This window comes from Nocardia sp. NPDC023733, assembly GCF_040639775.1.
GTDB lineage: Bacteria > Actinomycetota > Actinomycetes > Mycobacteriales > Mycobacteriaceae > Nocardia > Nocardia rosealba.
On the sequence record NZ_JBFAAN010000011.1, the window covers coordinates 65784 to 91731 of the forward strand.

At 68.4% G+C, this 25948-nt stretch carries 21 protein-coding genes; 12 read left to right on the plus strand and 9 right to left on the minus strand.

The features are described 5' to 3' along the window. Positions 1-119: 119 nt before the first annotated feature. Entirely contained in the window at positions 120-392 is a 273-nt protein-coding gene (locus AB0F86_RS28435; RefSeq protein WP_181697801.1) for a hypothetical protein, read from the plus strand. Here the strand turns inward: AB0F86_RS28435 and AB0F86_RS28440 are convergent. The 4 genes from AB0F86_RS28440 to AB0F86_RS28455 form a co-directional block, all read right to left on the minus strand. Next, positions 389-2389 carry a hypothetical protein gene (locus tag AB0F86_RS28440; protein ID WP_356987067.1) on the minus strand — a complete coding sequence of 667 codons (2001 nt, stop codon included), beginning with the start codon at positions 2387-2389 and terminating at the stop codon, positions 389-391. The two genes, AB0F86_RS28435 and AB0F86_RS28440, sit on opposite strands and share 4 nt — an antisense overlap. A gap of 12 nt (positions 2390-2401) precedes the next feature. Next, complete coding sequence (locus AB0F86_RS28445; protein ID WP_225280910.1) at positions 2402-3442, minus strand: carboxylate--amine ligase; 1041 nt, start codon at positions 3440-3442, stop codon at positions 2402-2404. A gap of 331 nt (positions 3443-3773) precedes the next feature. Beyond that, positions 3774-9230: a carboxyl transferase domain-containing protein gene (locus tag AB0F86_RS28450; RefSeq protein ID WP_356987069.1), complete on the minus strand. Its 5457-nt coding sequence runs from the start codon at positions 9228-9230 to the stop codon at positions 3774-3776. 291 nt (positions 9231-9521) lie between these two features. Then, positions 9522-10466: a hypothetical protein gene (locus AB0F86_RS28455; protein ID WP_356987071.1), complete on the minus strand. Its 945-nt coding sequence runs from the start codon at positions 10464-10466 to the stop codon at positions 9522-9524. Positions 10467-10851: 385 nt separating this feature from the next. Between AB0F86_RS28455 and AB0F86_RS28460 the strand changes: the two genes are divergently transcribed. Together AB0F86_RS28460 and AB0F86_RS28465 are read left to right on the plus strand one after the other, a co-directional pair. Continuing rightward, complete coding sequence (locus AB0F86_RS28460; RefSeq protein ID WP_356987073.1) at positions 10852-12369, plus strand: SulP family inorganic anion transporter; 1518 nt, start codon at positions 10852-10854, stop codon at positions 12367-12369. A 1-nt stretch (position 12370) separates the two neighbouring features. Next, the gene (locus tag AB0F86_RS28465) at positions 12371-12739 is read left to right on the plus strand and encodes a MerR family transcriptional regulator (RefSeq protein WP_225280904.1); all 369 of its coding nucleotides are present in this window, start codon (positions 12371-12373) and stop codon (positions 12737-12739) included. On the opposite strand, the gene AB0F86_RS28470 is transcribed toward AB0F86_RS28465, so the two are convergent. Continuing rightward, complete coding sequence (locus tag AB0F86_RS28470) at positions 12740-13771, minus strand: hypothetical protein (RefSeq protein ID WP_356987074.1); 1032 nt, start codon at positions 13769-13771, stop codon at positions 12740-12742. It lies immediately after the preceding gene. 169 nt (positions 13772-13940) lie between these two features. On the opposite strand from AB0F86_RS28470, the gene AB0F86_RS28475 reads away from it, so the two are divergent. The 6 genes from AB0F86_RS28475 to AB0F86_RS28500 all read left to right on the plus strand — a co-directional run bounded on the left by AB0F86_RS28475 (position 13941) and on the right by AB0F86_RS28500 (position 20708). After that, the gene (locus AB0F86_RS28475; RefSeq protein WP_356987076.1) at positions 13941-16013 is read left to right on the plus strand and encodes an acyltransferase family protein; all 2073 of its coding nucleotides are present in this window, start codon (positions 13941-13943) and stop codon (positions 16011-16013) included. 56 nt (positions 16014-16069) lie between these two features. Continuing rightward, positions 16070-16651 carry a TerD family protein gene (locus tag AB0F86_RS28480; protein WP_067496979.1) on the plus strand — a complete coding sequence of 194 codons (582 nt, stop codon included), beginning with the start codon at positions 16070-16072 and terminating at the stop codon, positions 16649-16651. Positions 16652-16808: 157 nt separating this feature from the next. Next, a complete protein-coding gene (gene nhaA / locus AB0F86_RS28485; protein WP_356987143.1) occupies positions 16809-18098 on the plus strand; it encodes a Na+/H+ antiporter NhaA in 1290 nt (429 codons plus the stop codon). A 15-nt stretch (positions 18099-18113) separates the two neighbouring features. Further along, a complete protein-coding gene (locus AB0F86_RS28490) occupies positions 18114-18641 on the plus strand; it encodes a TerD family protein (protein WP_356987078.1) in 528 nt (175 codons plus the stop codon). Continuing rightward, on the plus strand, positions 18638-19339 hold the full coding sequence (locus AB0F86_RS28495; protein WP_181700143.1) for a response regulator transcription factor: 702 nt from the start codon (positions 18638-18640) through the stop codon (positions 19337-19339). Before AB0F86_RS28490 ends, AB0F86_RS28495 begins: the two co-directional genes overlap by 4 nt. Next, positions 19326-20708, plus strand: a complete 1383-nt coding sequence (locus AB0F86_RS28500) for a HAMP domain-containing sensor histidine kinase (RefSeq protein WP_356987080.1) — start codon at positions 19326-19328, stop codon at positions 20706-20708. The genes AB0F86_RS28495 and AB0F86_RS28500 overlap by 14 nt, the downstream gene beginning before the upstream one ends. A gap of 196 nt (positions 20709-20904) precedes the next feature. Here the strand turns inward: AB0F86_RS28500 and AB0F86_RS28505 are convergent, their stop codons facing one another. Together AB0F86_RS28505 and AB0F86_RS28510 are read right to left on the minus strand one after the other, a co-directional pair. Next, positions 20905-21570: an MspA family porin gene (locus AB0F86_RS28505; protein ID WP_067496968.1), complete on the minus strand. Its 666-nt coding sequence runs from the start codon at positions 21568-21570 to the stop codon at positions 20905-20907. A gap of 34 nt (positions 21571-21604) precedes the next feature. After that, the gene (locus AB0F86_RS28510) at positions 21605-22249 is read right to left on the minus strand and encodes an MspA family porin (RefSeq protein WP_225280896.1); all 645 of its coding nucleotides are present in this window, start codon (positions 22247-22249) and stop codon (positions 21605-21607) included. Between the two features lie 285 nt (positions 22250-22534). On the opposite strand from AB0F86_RS28510, the gene AB0F86_RS28515 reads away from it, so the two are divergent. Continuing rightward, on the plus strand, positions 22535-22906 hold the full coding sequence (locus AB0F86_RS28515) for a hypothetical protein (RefSeq protein WP_157105087.1): 372 nt from the start codon (positions 22535-22537) through the stop codon (positions 22904-22906). Further along, positions 22903-23319 (plus strand): CinA family protein, encoded by a 417-nt coding sequence (locus tag AB0F86_RS28520; protein WP_245655491.1) that lies wholly within the window; start codon positions 22903-22905, stop codon positions 23317-23319. The genes AB0F86_RS28515 and AB0F86_RS28520 overlap by 4 nt, the downstream gene beginning before the upstream one ends. On the opposite strand, the gene AB0F86_RS28525 is transcribed toward AB0F86_RS28520, so the two are convergent. Further along, entirely contained in the window at positions 23316-24353 is a 1038-nt protein-coding gene (locus AB0F86_RS28525; RefSeq protein ID WP_181700137.1) for a beta-ketoacyl-ACP synthase 3, read from the minus strand. The two genes, AB0F86_RS28520 and AB0F86_RS28525, sit on opposite strands and share 4 nt — an antisense overlap. 93 nt (positions 24354-24446) lie before the next feature. Between AB0F86_RS28525 and AB0F86_RS28530 the strand changes: the two genes are divergently transcribed. After that, entirely contained in the window at positions 24447-25028 is a 582-nt protein-coding gene (locus tag AB0F86_RS28530) for a TetR/AcrR family transcriptional regulator (protein ID WP_067642643.1), read from the plus strand. Here AB0F86_RS28530 and AB0F86_RS28535 read toward each other — a convergent pair. Further along, entirely contained in the window at positions 25019-25942 is a 924-nt protein-coding gene (locus tag AB0F86_RS28535) for an alpha/beta hydrolase (RefSeq protein WP_356987083.1), read from the minus strand. The genes AB0F86_RS28530 and AB0F86_RS28535 overlap by 10 nt on opposite strands. Between the last annotated feature and the right edge of the window lie 6 nt (positions 25943-25948).

The following is a 25948-nucleotide window of genomic DNA, read 5'->3' on the forward strand; positions in this document are numbered from 1 at the left end:
TGGCGTTCACCAGCAACCGGTCAGCGACGTTCCGATTCCGACGATGAGCGAGCGCTCATGTGCGCCGTCACAGCCGACAGCGCAGTGCCCGCCGACGCCCCTCCCGCTACGCTCGGGGAATGCCAGGACCCCAGGTGCCGCCACCGCGCAACGGTGCGGGACTGCTCTCGCTGGTACTCGGCATCTTCGCGTGCGGATTCTCCGTGATCCCGTTCGCGAGTGAGTTTCTCGCGGTGCCCGCCGCCGTGATCGCGGTCGGCGCGGCGTTCGTCGGCTGGGACCGGATCGAACGCGGGATCGCGACCAATCGCGCCGACACCATCGCCGGCGGCATTCTCGGCGCGCTCGCGCTCGGCGTGGCCACGCTGGTCTACCTTGCGACGCACAGTTAATCCTGTTCGGCCACAACATCTTCCGGTGGCAGGCGGTCCGCACCCCAGCTGCGCCGGATGTATCCGGTGACCCGATCCAGTTCCGCGCGGTCCACGGCCGCCGATTCGCCGGGCTCGAGCGGGTCGAAATGGAAGATGTAGAGCCGCGATGCGAACTGCTCGAAGGGCAGCGACGCTTCGCCGAAGCGTTCGCCGTGGCCCGCGGTACCGACGACCACTCCGTCGCCCCAGTCCTGGCCGCTGTCGTTGTTGGGGTTGTAGAAGTAGACGCGCATCTTGCCCTGCGGGTCGAGGCTCACGCGCAGGATGGTGATCGCGTGCCAGCCGACGAAGCGGGCGGCGCTGTCGGTGACCGCGATACCGGCGGGCTGCGGGTGGATCACCGGCTGATTGCCGTTGTAGAAGGGGTGGTAGCCGGCGTAGAAGTGGCGCTGGAAATCGTCGAGGTCGATGAGGTCGCCGGTGGCGACGTCGACATTGATGCGGAAACCCCGCCCGGACCACCACCCGTGGAATTCGGGGTTGATCCAGCGATGCGGGTCGCCCTCACGGCCCGCGCACCGGCGGCCCATTTCGGCGTAGATGCGGTCCAGATGCGGCACGACCAGTAGCGATACCGGATCGAGGTCGTGGTGCAGCAGAGCGTTCACCTGGTCGCCGTGCTCGCGTGAGGACAGCGGCTGACCTTCGAAGTGCATGACGATCTCGTCGTCGCGCGCGGCCCACACCACCGATTGCAGCAGGTAGTCGGGATCGTTGTAGGCCCACATCGACAGGGCCCGCGCCGATTGACAGGTGGGGTTGTCGCCCTGGCCGATGCCGAGCGGCTGACCGAGCACCGACAGCACCCCCGCGAGCAACCGCGCGCGCGGGTCGGGCACGGCACCGAACACCTGCGTCAACCGCTGCTGTGAATGCGGTGAGAGGCGCAGCGACAGTTGCCGCCACAGCGCGGGCGCCACCGGCGGCTGATAGAGGATGCCGCGCTCGAGCAGCAATGCCAAACCGTAGACACACTGCGCGGTTTCGACAAAGACGGCCTGCTCGATCAAGGTGCGGACGAGTTCGTGGTAGCAGAGCAGGCTGTCGCGGCCGGTGCTCGACAGGCCCATCGCCTCGCCGAGCAGATATTCGCCCTTGCCGAGCAGAAAGCGAAGCAGCACAGCGTGATACGGCGACACCAGGCCGGTGTCGTGCATGGAGCGCGCGAAACCTGTCGCCTCGTACTGCAACGCGCTGTCGTCCATGGATTCGAGCCGGGCGCGGTAGATCTCGACGCCGGGATCCTCCCGGCACCCCTCGGTGGTGCCGTAGAGGCTACTGATGAGCCGATCCGCTCCGAGACCGCTTGCACCCAGATCGACATCGGGATTGGCTCTGGCCACCGCGATCTGGGTGATCATCCGCTTCACCGCGTCCACCTGGATGGGCCGCTGTCGCAGAATGCGCCAGATCTCGTCCACCAGATTCTCGAGCACCTTCTCGTACCCGACCTCGGCGACCAGGTAGTGCAGCAGCTCGCGCGACACCTGCGCCATCCGTCCCTGCTGCTCCCGCTCGGCCTCCGTGGGCGGCGAGAACAGCAGCGACAGATTCACCGCGAGCACCTGCGACAGGTGCTCAGTGGCCGCCGCGGCCGAGATCAGCGGATGCTCGTAATCACCCTTGGCCACGGCGAGCAACCGCAGATCGCTCACCGCCTCCACCACAACGGTGTCGGCGTTTGCGCTGCGCAGCGAACCGGTGCTCAGCGCGGGAATGAGAATCTGCGGCTGCGCCCAATCGGTGCCGAGGAACAGGCCTGCCGCCTCGAGGCGCTGCGCTCGCTCGCGCACCGCCGCACACCCGCCCGGCACCAGCAGTACCCGGCGCAGCGCGTCGAGCACTCTCGGCAGCTTCACCTGCTTGCCGAATTCACCGGTGTCGTGCAGGGCCCCGGTGGCGTGGTCGAGGGTGGCGAGACGCTTGTCGAGCGTCGCCTGGTCGCTTGGACTCAATCGCCGATCCGATCAGATGTAGAAGTCGAGCTCTTCTTGTCGCTTCAGCAGATCCCGCAGAGTGTACGGGTCGTCACCGAAGAAATAGAGCAGGCCCCAATGGTTGCCGAAAGCCGTTCGCTTGGTGACTTTCTCGGCCAACGGCTCGGTGAGCTCGTGGGACTCGAAGTAGTCGTGGTCCTCGGTCTCCGGCGGAATCGACAGCTGGCTGACCACCCGCCTGCGCGGATACACCCCGAAGCACCCGGCGTGCCCGGTGGCGTCGACGACTTCCTTCGGGAAGAAGGCGTCGATCTCCTCGTCGGTGGTCTTCGGGTCGAAGGCCAGCACCAGCGCGTGATAGGCGTTGAAACCGTAGGTGCGTTCGAGCAGTTCGAACACCTTGAAGCCCGGCGGCCGATAGGCGACCTCGCCGAAATACATCTCACCATCGCTGGTGACGAAGTACTCGGGATGGATGAAACCGAACTCGATATCGAAAGTCTTGATGAGCTTTTCGACCTGACGGGTGATCTCCGGCCGGTATTTCTCGAGCTCCGGAGTGGCCGGGACGAACACCGAATACCCGAGGGTGACGTATTCGGAGATGTTGAGAAAGCAGATGCGGCCCTTGTGTACCCAGGCCTCCACCGCGAACTCCCAGCCGTCGAGATGCGATTCCATCAGCATCGGGAACTCGTCGTCGGGGATGGTGTCGATCTCGTCGGGCGTGCGGATCACGCGGTGACCCAGGCAGCCCGCCTTGTCGAACGCCTTGAGGTGGATCGGGTCGTTGGGGTCGCCGTCGAGCTTGAGCAGGGTCTGATTGACCCGCTTGAGGAAACGGGCCACGTCGTCGCGGTCGTGCGCCTCCTCGAAGATGCCGACCCGGATGCCGCCGAGCTGGGCGCGCCGCTTCATCAGCGACTTGTCGCGCAGCAGCATGGCCTGCCCGAGCAGGCGGGGGTTGTCGAGCAGCACCGAATTGATCGCGCCCGCCCATTCGACGGTTTCCTCGAAGATCGGAATGGCGACGTCGACGCCCAGATCCTTCAGCGTTTCCGCGATCTCCATCGAACGATCGTTGAGACGTTCGAAATCCCATGGAATATAGGGAATGTCGTGTTCTGTGCAATAATCTTGCGCCCATGCGGGGGCTACCACGATGTAGCGCCGATCGAAACGATCGACAGCCGCTACGGCGTTCAAACTCCAGCCCAAAAGGGCGATATAGCCTTTGTTCGGATTTCGACTCTGGGATTCGTCAGCGGAAATCGACAAACCTTATCCCTTCTCGATCGACAGCCGACAGGCTGCCAACCGAGAATTACCCAGTTCGGGCGAGCGGAATCATGACGAAGCTGTGACCGGCCGCCCGAGCGGGCGGCCGGTCACCCGAAATCGCCTAGCCCAGGCGGGTTTCGATCGCTTCGATGATGCGCGGGCGCAGGTCGGCGACGCTGACGATCGCGTCGACCGAACCGACCTCCACCGCGCGCTGGATGTTGTGCACGCGGTCGAATTCGGCGGCCACGTCGCCCAGCTTCTCCGCGCGGACCGACGACCGGAGTTCGTCGAGTTCGGCGGCCAGGGTCGCCCGGTCGGTGCCCGAGGCGTTGGCCACGCGCGCCTCCAGTTCGCCGATCCGGGGGTCGGCGGCGGTGCGGGCGTTGACCTCACCCGCGAACACCACGGCGGCGGCGGGCGCGCCACCGAGCACCGAGGCGAACGAGCCTTCCAGGGCGAGCACGGTCATGTTCGGGTTCAGCGCCTTCGAGAAGACGACGAACGCGCCGCCGTGGTAGCGCGAGATCACGCAGAACACGATGGGGCCGTCGAAATTGACGATGGCACGGCCGATTTCGGCACCGTACTCGAGCTGCAGCTTGCGCATCGACTCCGGCGAACCGTCGAAGCCCGACAGATTCGCCAGCACGACAAGCGGACGGTTACCGCTGGCCGCGTTGATCGCGCGTGCGGCCTTCTTCGACGAGCGCGGGAACAGGGTGCCCGCGGTGTAGGTGTCGGGACCGTCGGTCGGCACCAGGCCGCGACGCGGCACATTGCGCGACTCGATACCCAGCAGGCACACCGGGATTCCGCCGAGGTGCGCGTCCTGCACCACGGCGGTCTCGGCGTCGGCCATGCCCGCCCAGCGTTCCAGCACCGGGTGGTCCTGGTCGGCCAACGCGCGCATCACCGTGCGAATGTCAAAGGGCTTCTTGCGATCCGGGTTCGCGGACGCCGAGAAGATCTCGCCGACGGTGGCGAAGGTGCTGTCCGCCAACACATGCGGGAAGCTCGAGATGTCCCGGTCGACGGGGTCGGTGCTGGTGGCCCGGCGCGGTGCGGACTCACCGGGGACGACGTAGGTGTGCTCGTAGTGCGACATCAGCACATCGCGCGCCGCGCCGAGGTTCGGCGCCCAGTACTGCGCCTGACCGTTGGGGCCCATCACCCGGTCGTAACCGCCGATGCCGAAGTTGTCCTCGGCCGACACACCACCGGAGAAATCGAGCGACTGCTTGCCGGTGAGCACCATCGCCGAATCCGGGGTCATCACCAGCACGCCCTTGGTGTGCATGAGCATGGTGGCCTCGGCGTTCCAGTACGGCTGGGCGCCGACATTGATGCCGGCCACGACGATGTTGATCTCGCCGCCGTCCTGGGTGAATTCGACGATCCGCTTGAGCGCGGCCGCGACCCAGTCCATGTTCTCGGTGCCCGAGCTCATCGAAATACGAGCACCCGAGGACAGGGCGTACCACTCCAGCGGCAAACGCATCTGCTCGGCCAGATCCAGTGCCGCGATCACCCGGCGGCACTCCGGCTCCGACAGTGCGCCGAGGGATTTGGTCGGGTCACCGAGCAGCAGCACCCGGGTGACGCCCTCGGGGTGACGCGGGGTCGGCGTGGTGACCACACCGGCCACGAGCGCCGCCTTGTTGTGGCCCTTCGGCCGGTCGACGGGGACGAGCGCGTGGTTCTCGTCGAGGTCGTACTCGGTGAATTCGCCGAGCAGCCCGGTCAATTCGTAGGGGTAGACCGTGTTGCGGGCCGCCGCGCGCAGCACCTTCTGGCGGTACTCGTCGAGCGGTTCGACGGCTTCGTCGGTCCGCTCGCCGACCGTCACCTCGGTGCCGCCGGTGGCGTCGAAGGAGATGCGCACAACGATCTTGTTCAGCTCGCCGGTCTGCGGATCGCGCTGGCGGGCGATGAGCAGGATCTCCTCGAGGCCGACACCCGCCGCCGACGGCAGCACGTGACCACCGATGGTCTCGAGTTCGGCCCGGGTGACGTCCATCGGCGGCCAGATGTACATCACGATGCGGTTGGTGTTGAGCCGCTTGGCCGACGGGCGCCGCGACTGGGCCCGGCGGATCGAATCGACACAGGTGGCGATGGCGCTCTCGGCCGTCGGCAACGCGACCAGCCTGCCGTCCTGCTCACGCAGCGCCGCCAGGTCACGCACCTGGGCGAAGGCGATCAGGCGGTCATCGGAGGGGTTCTCCTTGGCCACGGCACGGAACAGGTACACCTCTTCGTCCGAGGACGACAGGCGGGTGAGGTCGAACTTGCGCAACCGCTCCATCTGCATGCGCTGCGCGATGTAGGGGTGCAGGCCACGGATCAGCCGCTCCTCGGCCATGCCGGTGACCGAGGGACGGAAAGTGAAGTGGTGGTGCATGACCGAGCCGCCGCTGCCCGCGACCGTCGCGGTGATGCGGTGCACCTGGTTCGGCTGCGGGTGCGCGCCAAGCACTTCCTGCAGGGCCACCGCCATGGCGTCGAAGTCCTCGGGCTGATCCTCCCAGCTGAGGTAGATGTCGGCGTCGATGGACACCGCGCCGCGGGCCAGCTCGGCCAGCCCGTCCAGGGCGGTACCGAGCGCGGCGAAGCTCACCGCGGTCGAGACGAGGCTCGACCCGGCGCGTTCGGCGACGACGAAGGTGGTCGAACCGACCTGCTCGGTGCGAACCCCGGTGATGCCCTTGTTGCCGTAGTAGCGGCGGGTGAGCACCTCGAGCATGGCGGTGTGGTCGGGCTTGCCGCGCTGCAACCGCTGACCGAGCAACCGGACGAGCGGTTCGGTGCTGCGCACCATCTCCGCGATCCGCTCGGTGCGGTCGGAGGCCTGCGGGTTGGCGTCGAGGTAGCTCAGGTGCCTGCGGACATTGGTGTAGACGCGGGCGCGGTTGCGGCGCAGCAGCGGCTGGCCGTACCAGGCGTACACCAGACCGCGGGCGAGGTCGGCGACCACGGGGAAACGGACCTGGGTGGCGGCGACGAGCCGTTCGAGGGCCAGACCCACCGGCTCGCGCAGCACCTGATCGGGCATGGGCTCGGTGAGCCATTCGCGCAGCAGGGTAGTGATCACCGCGCCGGTCTCGGCGGGCCGCTGCTGGGCCAGGAAGATCCGGAAGACGGCGGCCTCGAGATCGGGCGTGCGATCCAGTTCGGTGATGCCGTAGTGGCCGAGCGCGGCCGACAGCTTGGCCTGGTAGGACTCGGGCAGCCCGGCCCGCTCCACGTCCAGGCTCTGCAGGTAGGTGTGGAAGTACTCGCGGGCGCTGTGCACGTGGCTGTGGGCGCCGTCGTCGTCGGCGGGCCGGTTGTGGCTCAGTTCGGCGAGGTCGGCGAAGACCTGCACCAGTTCGAGTTCCTCGCCGAGCGGGCGGATGTTGTCGGCGACGGTTTCCTTGCGCGCGGTGACGTAGTCGTCGAGCACGCGGCTGTTGTCGTGCGGGTCGACGTCGAAGCCGAGCAGCAGGCTGCGCAGGTCCTGGAGCCCGCGCGACATCCGCTCGTGCGGGCTGCGCGGGGTCGGCTCGGCGGGCAGGTCGAGGACGACCGTGCCGGTGGCGGCGGTCTCCTCGGCGTCGTCGTCGGCCAGCGGTTCCAGGCGCAGCAGCGGCGCACCCGTCTCCACCTGGGTGCCGACCGAGACCGCGCATTCCTTGAGGCGGGCGCGGAACGGCGCGCGCAGCACGGTTTCCATCTTCATCGACTCGAGCACGAGCACCGGCGCACCGGCCTCGACCTCGGCGCCGACTTCCAGCGGGGTGCCGACGACGAGCGCGGGCGCGGGCGACCGGACCACGCCGCCCTCGTCGCGGCTGATGCGGTGGGTGATGCCGTCGACATCGACCACGTGGGTGGGGCCGTGGGTGCCGGTGATCAGGCGGTACCGGGTGCCGTTGACGACGATCTGGCCGGTGTGGCGATCGAAACGATCGAGGTCCACGTCGGCGGTGCGCAGGTCGGCACCGGCCTCGATGCCGACGCGGAAACGGTGCGCGCCGATGCGGGCCACCCGCACGCGGTAGCTCGCGCCGCGCAGTTTCAGGTCGAGCGGGCGACCGCTCTGATGCTGCACCTGCGGACGGCCACCGGACGCGGTCGACAGCAGCCGATGCTGTTCGGCGCGTTCGTCTTCCTCGTAGGCGTCGATCGCGGCGACGGCCAGCGCGACGGTGGAGTGGCGGTGGGTGACCAGGCGGCCCTCGCCGCGCACGCGGTCGATCCAGCCGGTGTCGGCGCTGGCGTCGATCACCTCGGGCTGGTCGAGCAGGTCGAGCACGAAGCTCTTGTTGGTGGCACCGCCCTCGATGACGACGCGGGTCTCGGCCATGGCCCGACGCAAACGGCCGAGCGCCTCGTCGCGGTCGCGGCCGTAGGCGATGATCTTGGCGATCATCGAGTCGAAGTCGGCGGGGATGGTGTCGCCTTCGCTGACACCGGTGTCGACGCGGATGCCGGGGCCCGCGGGCAGGTCGAGGCGGACGATGCGGCCCGGGGCGGGCGCGAAATCGCGGTCCGGGTCCTCGGCGTTGAGGCGGGCCTCGATCGCGTGGCCGCGCTCGGCGGGCGCGGCGCCCTCGAGCTTGATCCCCGAGGCGACGCGGATCTGGGCGTGCACGAGGTCGAAACCGGTGGTGATCTCGGTGATCGGGTGCTCGACCTGCAGGCGGGTGTTGACCTCGAGGAACGCGAACAGCTGATCGCCGGGGTGGTAGAGGAATTCGACGGTGGCCGCGCCGCAGTAGCCGACGGCGATCGCGAGCCGCTCGGCCGAGGCCTTCAGATCGGCGGTCTGCTCGGCGCTCAGCACCGGCGACGCCGACTCCTCGATGACCTTCTGGTTGCGCCGCTGCACCGAGCAGTCGCGCACGCCAAGTGCCCACGCGCTGCCCTGACCGTCGGCGATCACCTGGACCTCGACGTGGCGGGCGCCGGTGACCAGGCGCTCGAGGAACACCACGCCGCTGCCGAAGGCGCGGGCGGCTTCCTGCTTGGTGCGCTCGTAGGCGTCGACGAGTTCTGCTTCGTTGGTGATGACGCGGATACCGCGCCCACCACCACCGGCGGTGGCCTTCAACATCAGCGGGTATCCGATGCGGCCCGCGGCCTCGATGGCGTCGTCGATGGTGTCGACCGGGCCGCGGCTCCACGGCGCCACCGGGACGCCGACTTCCTCGGCGATCAGCTTGGCGCCGATCTTGTCACCCAGCTTGCGCATGGCATCGGCGCTCGGGCCGATGAAGGTGACACCGATGTGGTCGCACAGCTCGGCGAAGGCCGGGTCCTCGGCGACGAAGCCCCAGCCGACCCACGCGGCGTCGGCCTTGGTGGCGACCAGTGCCTTCTCGAGGGCCTTGAGATCGAGGTACGGGCGGGCCGCGGCGGGCCCGAGGTCGTAGGCGATGTCGGCCTCGCGCACGAAGGTCGCGGTGCGGTCGACGTCGGTGTGCAGGGCTACCGTTTCGATCGGTAGTCCTGTCGCCGCCGCCAGATCACGCACGGCATGGATGAGGCGCATGGCGGCCTCTCCCCTATTCACGATGGCGATACGGCTGAACACTCGCCGACTCCTTCCACAATTCTCCAAGGACCTGGCCCGGACGGGTGAGGTTGCGAAACTCGCGATTGCTGGCAGTCTGCCCTCTTCTGCCACGTATGTGTACCGCGAGGCAGGGTTACCCGCACGTATCGTTGTCCGAAGCGGCAGTACGCGTCTGGCGATACAGTCGTATATCGCCGCGTGGCAGAGATGATTACGGATGGCGAGCCGATTTCGTTCGAGCCCGAACGCACGTCAGCGCCGCACACCCGGATCGGGCGGCGGCGCTGACGGGAAATGCCGGGCGGCGAACTAGGCCATGGCGAACACGGTCTCGTCGTACTCGATGACGTCGTCCACGAGGCGGCGAGGAGTGGATTCCAGGGGTGCGGCGGCGTGGGGCATGACGCCGAGCCGGACCATCACATGCGGGAAGGCGCATTCCTGCAGGACCGTGGTGCGGATCTGGTCGCGCAGATCGAGCATGCCGAGGGGTTCGGACTGCAGACTGGTGGCGAGACCGAGCCGGGTGGCTTCGAGCAGGATGGCGCTCGTCGCCTCGCCCGCGCGCAGCTGGGAGAGCCGGGTGTCGCGCGGGGTGCACACCACCAGCCAGTGCGCGGCGTCGGGTTCGTCGGTGTACTCCGACAGCTGCGCGTCGGCGAAGACCCGCACCGGTAGTTCGTCGGGGCGGCGGGGTGCGGGGGCGTTGTGGGCGGGCACACCGGTGAGCTCACCGTGGCAACCGCTCCATTCGCTCAGTTCCGCGAGGTAGTCACCGTCGACGGCGTGCCGGGCGGCGGCCGAGCGCATGGGTTCGGCCAGCTCGGGCAGCAGCATGTCCGGGACGTGGCGGGCCGCGGCGCCGAACCGTGCGGCACAGCGCGACACCGTACGCAGGTCGCGCGCCGGGATGGGCAGGTCGGGAAAGCGGCGGCGATCCGAGCGTCGCACATGGATGGCGGCGGCCAGTCGGATGTCGTGGTCGCTCGGCGAGCGCGGGGTGAGTTCGACCCGCGCGAGGTGGTCGGTCCGCGCGGGGTCGGGCAGTCGTTCGACGACCGCGTGCCAGCCCAGCATCGCGAACGCGACGGTCAGATGGTGCAGCGCGGCACCGCAGCTCACCGTCAGCGCACGGGCGCGCGGATCGGTCGCGCTGACCTGTCGGCCGAAATCGGCGAACAGGTCGACGCGGCCGTGGCCGATGCGCCACCGCCACGGTTGGGTGTTGTGCACCGACGGTGCTCGCACGGCCATCTCCACCGCGTCACGGCACGTCTGTGTACTGGGTCTTTTGCGAAGCAATGTCCGCCCCCGACTTCCTTTTGGCGAATACTCCATTTCTAAAGCTCGGTAACCGACCCTAGGTGCGCCACCTGGCACTTTCCATGTGATCTGGGCCGTTGACCAGTTCGTGACCTGAGCGCCGATCGGCGAGAACCCCCGTCGATCGCCGAATCCTGCGCCCACTCCCCCAGTACGAGGACGGGCGACAGTGGCGAAGCTCGCACCTGCGGTTATCTCGTCGTGACCACCGCCGACCAACTCTACCCTTACGGGAGGGTAGGGTTGGTCGATCGTACGAGCGTCCGCTCGTGCCGGCCGAGCGCCGTGAGGGCGAAACTTTCGTTGGGAGCAGCCGATGGGGACAGCCGTGTCCGCCGGTAGACAGACCGAAGGGTCGGTGATGGCCGCCCTGCGCAGCCCGCGCCGACTCCGCACCGAATCGCTGGCCGGGCTGGTGGTCGCGCTCGCCCTGATCCCCGAGGCCATCTCGTTCTCGATCATCGCCGGGGTCGACCCACGGGTCGGCTTGTTCGCGTCGTTCACCATGGCCGTCACCATCGCGTTCGTCGGTGGTCGCCCGGCGATGATCTCGGCCGCGACCGGCGCGGTCGCCCTGGTGATCGCGCCCGTCATGCGGCAGTACGGACTGGACTACCTGATCGCCACGGTCATCCTCGCCGGCGTGCTGCAGATCGTGCTCAGCGTGATCGGGGTCGCGCGGCTGATGCGATTCATCCCGCGCAGCGTGATGGTCGGGTTCGTCAACGCGCTGGCGATCCTGATCTTCACCGCGCAGATTCCGCACCTGCTCGGGGTGCCGTGGCTGGTGTATCCGATGGTCGCCATCGGTATCGCGATCATGGTCTTGCTGCCCAAGCTGTCCGACGTCGTTCCTGCCCCGCTGGTGGCGATCGTGCTGCTCACCGCCGCGACCCTCGTGTTCTCGCTCGACGTCCCGAACGTGGGCGACGAGGGCGAGCTGCCGTCGAGCCTGCCCTCCTGGCTGATCCCCGATGTGCCGTTCACGCTGGAAACGCTGAAGATCATCGCCCCGTACGCGTTGGCGACGGCGTTGGTCGGCCTGCTCGAATCGCTGATGACCGCCAAGCTCGTCGACGACATCACCGACACCCACTCCGACAAGACCCGCGAGGGCTGGGGCCAGGGTGTGGCCAACGTGGTGACCGGCTTCTTCGGCGGTATGGGCGGTTGCGCCATGATCGGCCAGACGATGATCAATGTGAAGTCCTCCGGTGCGCGCACCAGGATTTCGACGTTCCTGGCCGGGTTGTTCCTGCTCATCCTGGTCGTCGGGCTCGGTGACATCGTCGCCCTGATCCCGATGGCAGCCCTCGTCGCCGTGATGATCATGGTGTCGGTGGGCACCATGGACTGGCACTCGATCGCCCCGAAGACCTTGCGCCGCATGCCTGTCGCCGAGACCTCCGTCATGCTGGTCACCGTCGCCGTCACGGTGGCCACGCACAACCTCGCCTACGGCGTGATCGCCGGTGTGCTCACCGCGATGGTGGCCTTCGCCCACCGCGTCGCTCACTTCACCGAGGTCGAGAAGATCGGCGAGGCCGATATCGACCACGACGGTGACATCGACACCCGGGTCTACAAGGTGCGCGGCGAACTGTTCTTCGCCTCGAGCAACGACCTGGTGTACCAATTCGACTACGTCGACGACCCACGCAATATCGTGATCGACATGTCCGACGCGCACATCTGGGACGCCTCGACGGTCGCCACCTTGGACGCGATCACCACCAAGTACGAGTCCAAGGGCAAGAACGTCGAGATCGTCGGGCTCGACGCGGCCTCCGAACAGCGCCACGGCAGGCTCTCCGGGCACCTGGCAGGGCACTGAGATGCCCGCCCGCGCGCACTTGCAGATCGGTCAGGTCGCCGAACGAACCGAGTTGTCGGTCAAGACGATTCGGCACTACGACGAGGTCGGCCTGGTGCGGCCCTCGGCACGCAGCGCGGGCGGGTTCCGCCTCTACACCGAGGACGATATCGACCGGCTGCTGGTGATCCGCCGGATGAAACCGCTCGGCTTCACCCTGGCCGAGATGGGCGAATTGCTGTCCGCCCTCGACGATCTCGGCAACCCGGCGGCCCGCGAACTGCTCGCCGCGTTGCATGCCAAAGCCGAGGACAGCGTCGCGAAACTGCGCCGCCAGCTCGGTTACGCCGAGGAGTTCACCACGTTGCTCGCCGAACGACGCGCGCGCTGATCACTTCTGCCAGTAGTTCTTCGGGCCGACGGTGGTGGCCGCCGCGTTGGCGCCCGCCTTGCACCATTCCTCGAGGCTGCTGTTGTCGGACAGGTCGATGTAGATGCCGGTGGCCTGGGTGAAGTAGCGGTGACTGTAGGCCGACCACTGCACCCGGGTGGCGGACATGATGTCACCGTGGCAGGTGTCGCTGGCCAGACCCGTTGTGGGACACCAGATTCCCCAGTCCTGCGTCTGGCCGTCGAGGGTGTCGTAGGCGGAGCGGGCGGCGGAGTTCGTGGGGAACACCAGCACGTTCACCGACACCAGGATGTGGTCGTCCTTGTCGATGTAGGAGCCGGTGATATTGGTGGTGCACCCGTTGGATGTGATCGCGGACGACACGTTGTCGGAGTTGCCCGGCTGATCGCACCCGTGTTCGCCGCTGGCACGCAGGGTGTAGAGCACGCCCTTGGAGTCGGTGAAGCTTTGCGGCAGCAGGGCTTTCACGGTGAGCGGGGTGTCGTCGGTGGAGGCGCTGTCGAGGGTGTTCCAGTCGAACGGCTTCGAAGTCGGTGCGGCCGAGGTGGTGGAGTAGGTGGACGGCACCGTCGAGGACGTGGTGGTCGGTGCGGCGACGACGGGCGAATCGGAATCGGAGTTGCCGCCGATCACCACCGCGATCACGATGAGCACGAGGAACGCGCAGACCACCGCACCGCCGATCAGCCACGGTGTCGACGAGGACCCCGACCGCGCGTACGGCGGACGCGGCTGCTGCCACTGCGGCTGCCCCATCATCGGCTGACCCTGCATCGGCTGACCCGGCACCGGCTGCTGCCACGGCTGACTCACCGGCGGCTGCTGCCACGGCTGACTCTGCTGACCGACCGGCCACTGCGGCTGACTCATCGGCGGCTGCTGCCCGAAACCGGGCGTATCCGCGCGCACCGTCGGCGGGGCGGCATCGGCCTGTTGCCCGTCGGCACGCGGTGTCATCCACCACGAACCCTGATCTTCGGCACCCCCGGCGGGCGGATCTTCGCGTGTCACAGGTCTCTCCCAGCCCCGCGCGGCATCGATCGGTGATGTCCGCGTCCCTTCCCGAAATTTTGGCGCCTGTTCGGGTGGAAGGCAAACCCGTCGCGCCATATTCGCTGCGGCGCACGGTTTTCGATGCCTCGATGTGACATCCACGCGGGCCGCGTGATAGTCACATGACATGGCGTGGTCACCCTCGGTTCTCTCGCCGGAGACCTCGGCAGGTTCGGGCTCGACGGCCGAACGACGCAGCGGCACAGTGCAATACCGCTCCGACCTCGACGGTCTGCGTGGCCTCGCGATCGGCCTGGTCGTGGTTTTCCACATCTGGTTCGGCCGGGTGTCGGGTGGCGTAGACGTCTTTTTGGTGCTGTCCGGATTCTTCTTCACCGGGATGCTGCTGCGCCGCGCCGAGCACGGTCCACGCGGGTGGGTGTGGCCGGTGGTGCGGCGGACCGCGCGGCGGCTGCTGCCTGCCATGGCGGTGGTGCTGGCCGGGGTGTTGGTTGCCTCGACGCTGCTGCTGCCCTACACGCAGTGGTCGGCGGTCGCGGCGCAGACGCTCGCCTCGCTGCTGTTCGCGCAGAACTGGGAATTGGCGCTCACCTGGGCCGACTATCTGGCCGCCGACCCGTCGGTGAGCCCACTGCAACACCTCTGGTCGATGTCGGTGCAGGGCCAGTTCTATCTGGCCGCGCTGATCCTGGTCGCGGTGTGCGCACGGCTGCGACAGGCCCGAGCCGTTGTCGGTGTGATCGTGATCGCCGCTGCCGCGGCATCGTTCGTGTACGCGACCCGGGGCACCGCGACCCATCAGGGCTGGAACTACTACGACACCTTCGCGCGCGGCTGGGAACTGCTGATCGGCGCGGCACTCGCGGTCGCCGCACCGTACCTGGTGCTGCCACGCTGGTGCCGAGCGCCGCTGGCCGCCCTCGGAATCGCGGGAGTCGTGCTGTGCGGCTGGCTGATCGGCGACGCCGCCAACCGTTTCCCCGGCCCGGCCGCCCTGCTTCCGGTGCTCGCCGCCGCGGCGGTGATCGTGTCGGTCGCGAACGTGCCGCGCCACGAATGGGACGGCCCCAACCGGCTGCTCGCGCACCGGCACATGCGGTTGCTCGGTGAGCTCGCCTACCCGCTGTACCTGTGGCACTGGCCGATTCTCATCTTCTTCCTCACCGAACGCGACAGCCCCGACGTCGACCTTCTCGGTGGCACCGGCGTGATCGCGGTGTCGCTGGCACTGGCCTGGCTCACCAACCAGCTGATCGAGAAACCACTGCGCGCCAAGACGCGCCGGCCCGGCAGGCGCCTGGTCACCGCGGGCGTCGCCGCACTGCTCGCGGCCGTGGTGGCGACCGCGTCGGCCTGGGAGTTCGCCGTCGTGCGGGCGGCGCCACCGGCCGCGACCACCGACGTCGAGGCGACCAGATACCCCGGTGCGCGAGCACTCACCGCGAACACACCCGTCGCCCCCGAACCGTTGCGGCCCAACCTCTTCGAGGCCCGCAACGACCAGCCACCGCCGACGCTCGACGGCTGCATCGCCGACTGGAACACCCGCTCCGTCATCACCTGCACCTACGGCGACCCCGACGCCGAACGAACCATCGCCATGGCGGGCAGCTCCCACGTCGAACACTGGTTGCCCGCGCTGCAGGTACTGGCCGAGGAGCATTCCTTCCGCATCCAGGTGTATCTGAAGATGGGCTGCCCCCTCACGCTTGCCGAGGACGCCACCTACAACGGCGAACCCATCCCCGACTGCCGGGACTGGTCGCGTGAGGTGATCGACCGGCTCGGCACCGACCGCCCCGACTGGGTGTTCACCATCGGTACCCGGCCGCGCGACGCGGGCGGCGACGAGACCCCGCAGGAATTCGTCGATGTGTGGACGGCCCTGTCCGAGCGCGGCCTCGCGGTGCTCACCCTGCGCGACACACCGTGGCTGCGCCGCGACGGCGTGCGCTACCGCGCCACCGACTGCTTGGCCTCGGGCGGCGACCGCATCAGCTGCGGCATGCGCCGTAGCGACGCACTCGACCCGATCGACCCGCAGCGTGAAGCGGCGGCGCCCTTCCCGCACGTCTTCCCCGTCGACCTCACCGACGCCGTGTGCGGCCCGACCGTCTGTGCCGTCGCCGAGGGCAATGTGCTGATCTACCACGACGAGCACCACCTCACCGCCACCTACTCGCGCACCCTCGCCGACGCGCTCGGCCGCGCCATCGGTCCCGTGCTCGGATGGTGGTGAGGTAGCGAAATCGCTTGGGCATGCGGGCAACTCGGGAAGTCCGTAGCCTCGGAGCTGTGATTACTCTGAAGAAGGAAGACGGCGCGGCCGATCTCGCCGGTATCACCAAGATGAGCGTGGGGGTGAGCTGGGACCCGTCGGCCGGTTCCAGCGGTGGACTGCTCGGCATCGCCCGCCGCAAGCGCGGCGTCGACCTCGACCTCGTCGCCGTCCTGATGCAGGGTGGCGAGCCGGTGCGTTTCGCCGGTCTCGATTCGCTCGACCCGCTCGGCAACGGCGCGGTACTGCACACCGGTGACGAGCAGACCGGCGCGGCCGCGGGCGACGACGAAACCGTGCACGTCACCTTCGCGAATGTGCCCACCGCGATCGACGCCATCGTGTTCGTCGCCGCCGCGTTCAAGAAGGGGTCCTCGTTCGACAAGGCCAACAACGTCTCGTTCAAGATCTACGACGCCACCGGCGCCGACAGCCAGCCGGTGGCCGATATCTGGCCGTCGCTGCTCGGCGCCGAGAACGCCAACGCCATCGCGCGGGCCTTCCGCAACGGGCCGGTGTGGCAGCTCGAGGTGCTCGATCGCAAGGGCAAGATCAAGCAGGGTGACAAGCAGGCGCTGCTGCGTTTCGCCCTCGGCTAGCGACGCGCACGGTTTGCACGGGGTGCGGTCGGTGCGGCAAAGTTAGGCTCGGTGCGCCGGGAAGTCTGGTCGGCAGCCCGGCTCGAATTCGGTCGAGCGGGGTTCGAGCGAAGACGGGAACCCACATGTCCGCACCTACCTCTCCCCGGCACGGATGATCCGCGCGGCACGTCGCACCGTTCTCACCCGGGGCAGCTGGCCCGAGGCCCGTCGCGTCAGCGAGGTGCTGCGCCGCGAAACGGTCGGCGGTGTCCTGCTGATCGTCGCGGCGATCGTCGCCCTGGTCTGGGCCAATACGCCATGGGCGGATGCCTATGTGGCACTGCGCGACTACCGCGTCGGCCCCGAATCGCTGCACCTGAACCTGACGCTGAGTCAGTGGGCCGCCGACGGGCTGCTCGCCATCTTCTTCTTCGTCGTCGGCCTCGAACTCAAACGCGAGTTCGTGGCGGGCGATCTGCGGGATCCGCGCCGCGCCGCGCTGCCGGTGGTGGCGGCCGTCGGCGGGATGGCCGTGCCCGCGCTCATCTACTTCGCGATCAACCGGGGCGGCGCGGTCGACGGCTGGGCGATCCCCACCGCCACCGACATCGCCTTCGCGCTCGCCGTGCTCGCGGTGATCAACACCCACCTGCCCACCGCGCTGCGCACCTTCCTGCTCACCCTCGCCGTGGTCGACGACCTGCTCGCCGTCACCGTGATCGCCGTCTTCTACACCAGCGAACTGCACCTGCCCTACCTGGCGCTTGCCCTGATCCCGATCGCCCTGTTCGCTGTCGCCGTGCAGCGCCGGATCAGTTCGCCGTTCCTGCTGGTGCCGCTGGCCCTGGTGACGTGGTGGCTGGTGCATTCCTCCGGCGTGCACGCCACGGTGGCGGGCGTGCTGCTCGGTTTCACCGTTCCGGTGCTGGCCGGGCGCGGCGAGACCGACACCGAACACGGCCTGGCCGAGCGGTTCGAACACACCATCCGCCCGCTCTCGGCCGGGGTGGCGGTGCCGGTATTCGCGTTCTTCGCGGCCGGTGTCACCATCGGCGGTCTCAGCGGGTTCACCGATTCCCTCGCCGACCGGGTGACGCTCGGCATCATCGCGGGCCTGGTCGTCGGCAAGCTCGTCGGCATCACCGCGACCACCTACCTCACCGCCAAACTCACCCGCGCCGAACTCGACGCCGACCTGGCCTGGGTGGACGTGGCGGGTGTCGCGCTGCTCGGCGGCATCGGTTTCACGGTGTCGCTGCTGGTCGGCGAACTGGCCTTCGCGGGCGACCACACCCGCGCCGACCACGTCCGCATCGGCGTGCTGTGCGGCACGCTGGCCGCGGCCCTGCTGGCGACCATCGTGCTGCGCGCCCGCAACCGCGTCTACCGCCGCCTCGACGAGGCCGAACACGTCGACGCCGACGGCGACGGCATCCCGGACGTCTATCAGCAGACCCCACCCTGATCCAGGAGCTCCACCATGTCTCTCACCCACGTGACCGTCGGCCTCGGCTGGGACCCCGCGCCACCGAGCGGCCCCTTCGGCAATACCCGCAAGGACATCGACCTCAATGTGACGGCCCTGGCGTTCGCGGGTCAGGACTTCGTCGACGCGGCGTTCCACGAACAGCTCACCTCCCGGGACGGTGCCCTGCGCCATCTCGGCGACAGCGTCACCGGCGACGGTGACGGCGACAACGAGATCATCACCGTCGACCTCACCCGCGTCGACGCCGCGATCAGCACCATCGTCTTCCTCGTCACCTGCTACACCGGACAGACCTTCCAGCAGGTCGTCAACGGCTTCTGCCGCGTCGCCGACAGCGTCGCCGGGGTGGAACTCGTGCGCGTCGATCTGCGCAGCGCCACCTCGCACACCGGCTTCGTGCTCGGCAAACTGCACCGCACCGGATCGGGCTGGGAGTTCGCGATGATCGGTGACCCGATCTTCGCCGATCACCCGACCGTCGCCCTGCCCCAGCTGACCGTATATTTGGGCCCGGTATGAGCGCGCAGTTGATGATCGTGGAGGACGACACCCGGGTACGGGAGTCGTTGCGGCTGGCGATGGAGGACGAGGGGTATGTCGTCGCCGAGGCCGAAAGCGCCGAACACGCGCTGGAACACGTGCACAACGTCGGCGTGCCGGACGTCCTGATCGTCGACCTCATGCTCGGCGGCATGGACGGTTTCACCTGCATCCGCGAGGTGCGCCGCGAACACGACGTGCCGATCATCGTGGTGAGCGCCCGTGACGACACCCACGACGTGGTCGCCGCCCTGGAAGCAGGCGCCGACGACTTCGTCACCAAACCGTTCGAGGTCAAGGAGCTGACCGCGCGGATCCGGGCTGTGGGCAGGCGTACGCGCAACAGCACCGAACGCGAGGTGGTCGAACTCGTCCTCGACGCCGACCGGCAGCTGATCCTTTGCCCGGAGCGCGGTTCGGTGCGGCTGGCGGGCGAAGACGTGCACCTGACGCTCACCGAATTCCGGTTGCTGTGCGAACTGGCGCAGAACGACGGGCTCGTGCTGAGCAGGCAGGTGCTGCTCGACAAGATCTGGGACCGCGGCTTCTTCGGCGACGACCGCATCGTCGACGTGCACATCCGCCGCCTGCGCACCAAGATCGAACGCGATCCCGCCGAACCGCGCCTGATCGTCACCGTGCGCGGGCTCGGCTATCGCCTCGATGCCGGGTCCTGAATTGCCCACCCGGTTACGCGGCCTGCGTGGTCGCGTGACAGCGGCGTTCGTCCTCAGCGCCAGTCTCGTCGCGGTGCTGCTGTCGGGCTCGGTGTATGCCATCAGCACCAATTACATGGAGTCCCAACGGGTTCGGACGGTCGAACGCGCGGTAGGAGTGCACGCCGAGATCCTGCGGTTGCGGATGGAATCGCTGGCCACGGGACAGGAGGCCCTCGAATCGTTGCGGCTGCCCGCCGGCACCATCGCCCTCCTCGACACCACCGCGGGCACCGGTGTGCTCGGCGCCGACCAGGCCACCGTCGCCACGCTCGAACGGGCCGCCCAGGTGCCGACGTCCGCCACCCGTGTCCGGATCGCGGGCGAGCCCTATCTGCGCACCGCGACCTACGTCGAAAACGGCGCCGTCCTCCAGGAATTCGCGCCGCTGCGCGAGCTGGAGGACACCCTGAAGATGCTGCGCACCATCCTCTTCGCCTGCGCGGTGCTCGCCGTCGCGGTGGCCGCCGCGCTCGGCGCCTGGGCCGCGCACCTCGCGCTGCGCCCACTGCGCCAGGTGGCAGGCACCGCGTCGCGCATCGCCGCGGGCGACCTCGACCTGCGCTTGTCGCGACCCGAAGATGTCGACCTGTCGCCGACCGTCGAGGCCTTCAACGCCATGGTCGACTCCCTGCAGCGGCGCATCGAACGCGAACGCAGGCTCGTCTCCGACCTCAGTCACGAGTTGCGCACCCCGCTCACCACCCTGACCACCACCGCGACCGTGCTGGCCGGGCACCGCGACGAACTGTCCGAAAGACCGCGCGCCGCACTGGGACTGCTCGTGGAAGAGACCACCTACCTGCGCGGTCTGCTCGACGACATGCTCGCCCTCGCGCGCGCCGAGGCGGGCATCCACCGCTCCGACCCGGCGCCGCTGTCGCTGGCCGAACTGCTTGCCCACCTACTCGCGAGCCGTCGCATCGAGGCCGAGGTACTCACGACCACCGACCCGGGACTGGTGCGCGGGCGGCGGATGGAACTCGAACGCGCCCTGCTGAACCTGCTCGTCAATGCCGAACGCCACGGTGGCGGTGTGGCCGCGGTGCGCGTCGAGCGCGACGGCGAGGACGTGCGGGTCACCGTCGACGATGCCGGACCCGGCGTCGAGGCGGCCGATCGCGAGCGCATCTTCGAACGCTTCGTCACCGCGTCGCGCCGGACCGGCGGCACCGGCATCGGCCTGGCGCTCGTCGCTGAAACCGTTGCGGGACACCAGGGCCGGATCCGCTGCTCGGAGCGGCCGGGCGGCGGTGCGCGCTTCGAGTTGACGCTGCCCGCGCTGGATCGTCACGTGATCGCAAAGAAAACGTCCGAGCCGCCGCAATGAATGTGGTCCATTCTCGTCACGGTCACCGGGTCGGGTGATCGCCACGGCCTCGGGCTGGAGGAGGACAAGTCGCGCTGCCACGGCACGCGGCCGATTCCCGAAGCCGTCGCGCGACACCGACACCGGTGACTTCTCGTCATGACACAGCGGGGCCCGGCGCCACTCGGACGCCGGGCCCCGCTGGGGTCGATCGGGATCAGCCGATGCTGAAGGGCTGGCCCCACAGGGTGACGACCGAGCTCACGTTCTCGGTCTCCACCTTGACCTTCACGAAGGCACGCGCCTGGGCGTACCCGGCGCAGCCGCTCAGGCCGATGGTCGAGTCGGCCCAGGTCACCGAGCCGCTCTTGCCCTTGAACTTGTTGTTGGTGCCGTGGTCCTCGTTGCCGTAGTCGTCGGCCTTCTCGATGTCGAGAATGTAGAACGACTTGGCCTGGCCGGGGCCGAGGCTCAGTTCGGCACCGGACTCGGCGCCGACGCTCACGTCCTCGCCGTCCCAGCTGCTCTCGCCCTCGACGCCACCCTCGACGCCGCCGCCGTCGATGTTGACCTGGCAGCCCACCACGTAACCGGGGTAGATCTTGCCGCCCTTGGCGTTACCGGAGACCTCGACCTGCGCGGAGCCGGACACCCACGCGTTGCGGTGCACCGGGGTCGAGCCCATCGACGGGCTGATGAGGGCCGACTCGCCGACCAGGCGGACGGTGACGGTCGAACCGTCGGACAGGGTCTTGACGATCTCGCCGCCGGGCAGCGGAACGAAGGTGTCGGCGTTGGCGGCACCGGCGGACAGCAGGCCGAAGGTCACGGCGGCCGCGCCGACCAGACCGGCCATGCGGGCCGAATTCTTACGGTCGATCATGTGTGTCATTCCTTGCGATCGAAGTCGGATGCGCTCAGCCGATGCTGAACGGGGCACCGTAGAGGGTGGTCTTGGAGTAGTGGTCGCCGATGATCTCCACGACCGAGTAGGCGCGGGCCTGTGCGTAACCGGCGCAGCCCTGGATCTCGATCTCGACGTCCTGGTACTCGACCGAGTAGACGCCCGCCTTCAGGATGTCCTTCTTCTCGATCTGGACGAACTTCACCTCGCCGGGGCCCAGGTCGAGGCCGACCGAGCCGCCGATGCTGCCGCCGGACAGGTCGATGCCGCCGGAGACGCCCGCGGAGATGGCGTCGTCACCGATGGCCACCTGGCAACCGACGATGTAGCCGGTGTTGAGCTGCGAGGCGCCGTGGGTGGAGGAGTTGTTGGAGCCGTCCTTGCCCGCCGGACCGTTGAACGGGCCGACCTCGCCCTCCGGCGTCGCGGTGACGTCGGCGGTGACGGTGCCCGAGACCCAGGCGACGCGGCCCGCGCCGTTGGCCGCAAGCGACGGCGAAACGGTGGCGCGCTCGGCGGTGCGGGTGATCGTCACGCCCGGGCCTGCCTTCTGGCCGTCGGGCAGCGGGACGAAAGCGTCGGCGCCGGCGGAACCGGCGGCGAAACCACCGAGTGCGACCGCGGCGGCCGTGGCCACGTAGAAGCGTTTGATTGTCATTCTTCCCCTCATCAGGTTCGAGCGGTATCGCCTCGACGTCGGCACCTGGCAGGGCGCGTCGAGGGCCGGATCGAAGCATTCACGCGCCCCATGGCGGGGTGAGAACCAGTCGAGGACCCGGCGATGAAGCTCATGGAACGAGAAGATTTCCGGTTCTTTGCGATGGTGTTGCGATGGGCGCAGACCGTTCGTCACACCTGCGGCGGTCAGCCAATGTTGCGAAGTTCGGTATAGGGGGCGTGATTTCGATGTTCCCTGGATAGTTGCTGCGTTACGGTTTCCCACATGGACGACATCGAGTTGGATTTGCCGAGCGTCGCTTCTCCCCACAACTCCGGGCGAATTCTCGACATCGGCGCAGTCGGATTGCGCAATCCGCTTCCGGTCGACGGTGAACAGACCCACGCCTATGTTTCCTGCGTAGACGGCACCACCCTGCGACTGCCGGATTCTTTGCAGAACTGGGCCATGCAGACCCTCGCCGCGAACTACGACCTGCGCGCCACCGGCCTACCGTCGCTGTTCCCGTGCCGGTTCGAGTTCGGCATCCGCGACGGGGCGGCCTACGCTGTTCCGGTCAGCGATCAGGCGCGTCAAAGGAGGCCATCATCACCACCGCAGCAGATGTCGGCGACTTCGCCAAGCGTCACGGGCTGACAGTCGCCGTAGCCGAATCCCTCACCGGCGGTAACCTCGCCGCCGCCCTCGCGGCGGCACCCGACTCCGCGCAATGGTTCCGCGGCGGGGTCGTCGCCTACTCCGTGACGGTGAAACAGTCCGTTCTCGGTGTGCCCGACGTGCCGGTGGTGTCGGAGACGGCCGCACTGGCCATGGCCGAAGGCGTGCGGGCGCTGACCGACGCCGATATCGCCGCCGCGACCACCGGTGTCGGTGGGCCGGGCGATCAGGACGGCGAACCGGCGGGGTCGGTGTGGTGCGCTGTCGCCACCCGCGACACCTCCTGGGCCGTGCACCGCAATTTCGACGGCGAACCCGAGCAGGTGCTCGAGCAGTCGGTGCGGTGCGCGCTGGAGATGTTGGGCGAGAGCGAGAAACGCTTCACCGGCTAGACGATCGGTGGCAGGTGCACCACCTGGCCCGCGTACGCCAGACCCGCACCGAAGCCGAGCAGCAACGCGGTCTGGCCGGGTTCGGCGCCGCCGCTGCGCAGCAACTGTTCCATGGCCATCGGGATCGAGGCGGCACTGGTGTTACCGGTGTCGACGATGTCGCGCGCCACGGCGACGGTGTCGGGCAGGTCGAGGGTGCGGACCAGCGCGTCGGTGATGCGGATATTGGCCTGGTGCGGCACGAAGGCGTCCAGGTCGGCGGCGGTGACACCGGCCAGCTTCAAGGCCTCCCGGCACGCCTGCTCCAAAAAGGTGACGGCCCAGCGGAATACCTCCGTGCCGTTCATCCGGATGTAGGGCCGCACCGTCGTGCCGCCACTGGCCTCGGCGGCCGCCACTTCGGCGAAGTACTCCTGGAAGTCCTTGTCCTGCTTGATCGCCGAGGTACGTGACCCGTCCGAGCCCCACGCCACCGGGCCGATCCCCTCCTGCTCGGCGGCGCCGACGACCACCGCGCCCGCGCCGTCGGCGAAGATGAACGCCGTACCGCGATCGGTGCGGTCGAGCAGGTCCGAGAGCCGTTCCACACCGATCACCAGCACGTGGCGCGCCTGACCGGACCGGACCAGGTTGGCGGCATCGGCCAGCGCGTAGCAGAAGCCCGCGCACCCGGCGGAGATGTCGTAGGCGGCGGTGTCGTGCATGCCGAGTTCGGTGGCGACCACCGCGCCCGCCGAGGGGCCGAGCACCATCTGCGACGAGGTCGCCAGCAGCACGGCGTCGACCTGATCGGCGGTGATGCCTGCCGCGGTGAGGGCGTCGCGCGCGGCAGCGGTGCTCATCGACACGATGGTCTCGTCGTCTTCGGCCCAGTGCCTGGCGGCGATGCCGGATCGGGTCTTGATCCATTCGTCGGAGGAGTCGATGGCCTCGACGATCTCCGAGTTGGGCACGACGCGGCGCGGCCGGTACACGCCGAGGCCGAGAATTCCCGTGTGGGTGGTCGGAATCGAGGTGGCGATGGGGGTTGGCATGACATCCTCTCCATGTGAACCGATCGGTTCATCCGTCATAAGGTCTAACATGAACCGATCGGTTCAATCAAGCGTTTCGGGGAGGAGAGTCGGATGCCGGCCGGACCACGCGCCCGACTGATCGAGCACACCATCGCGACCGTGCAGGAGCACGGTGTGCACGCGGCGGCGTTGAGCGAGCTGCTCAAGCGGAGCAATACCTCACGTAACTCGCTCTACCAGCATTTTCCCTCCGGCAAGAGCGAACTGGTGCAGACCGCGGCCCGCATCGTGTCGCGGCTGGTGTACTCGCACGTCAGCGCCGTGGCCGACGCCCTGCAGACCGCGCCGTCGGCGCAGCAGTGGCTGACCGACCTGTTCGCCTTCTGGCGGGTGCCGCTCGAACAGAGCGAGTTCCGGGCCGGATCGTTCATGATGGCCGCCGCGCTGGACGAAAGCGATCCGGTGGTGCAGTCGATCGCCGGGCAGGCCTTCGCCGAATGGACCGCGCGCCTGGCCGACGGCATAGTCGCGGCCGGGATCGAACGCGCGACGGCGGTGTCACTGGCCGGGTTCCTGCTCACCACCATCGAGGGCACCATCGTGCACAGCCGGGCGCTCAAGTCGGCGCATCCGTTCGATCAGGCGGTCACCCAGCTGACCATCCTGTTCAACTATCACCTGTCTCAGCGTTGAGGTGAAACATCCTGTGCGCCATCGAGATCCGCGCACAGCGTGGTGGCGATGTGGCGGCGGGCCGTTGCGCCTTCGGGACTCGGGGTCAGCGGATACACGTGCACCAGGCCCGGTTTCTCGATGTAGTCCAGGTCGACACCGGCCGCGCGGGCCTTGTCCCGCAGCAGGCGGGCGTCGGGGTTGAGGATGTCGTCGGTGCCGGTGAACAGGGTGATCGGGCCGAGGCCGGTGAGATCGCCGAACAGGGGGCTCACCATGGGGTCCTTCATCGGCAGCTCGCCGCTCCACCGGCGGCCGTAGACGAGGCCGCCGTCACGACCGAGCCACGGGTCGCGCTGCTGCACGACGTCGATCTCCGGGTTCTCGAGGGTGAGGTCGAGAGCCGGGGAGATGAGGACGGTGCGCGGCAGTGTGGTGCCGAGGTCGCGTAGGTGCAGTGCGGTGGACAGGGCGATCTGGCCGCCCGCCGAATCGCCGGCGAGGAAGGTGGGGCCGTGTTCGTCGGCGCTGGTGCGGACGAGGTCGGCTACGCGGGGAATCACGTCCGCTGCCGTGCCGAACGGAATGAGGGGGTAGATCGGCACCGTCACCGTGAGCCGGGCACGGATCGCGAGCATGGCGGCCAGGCGCCAGTGCTGCACCGCGATCTCACCGACCCAGCCACCACCGTGCGCGTACACCAGGCCGCCGCGTGATTTTCCGGTGCGCGGGGTGAGGGTGTACACGGGCCAGCCACGATCGCGCACCACGGCGATGTCGACTCCGCGCAGGGTGCGTGGCGGGCCGTAGGGCAGTGGGCGAAGGGCCAGCTCGCGGATGTGGGCCTCGGCGCGTTCGGCATCGATGTAGTTGCGGTTGCGGCGGGCTACTCGCAGGAACCCCGGAATCACGAACCGGCTCATCACTGTGGGCACCGCAAC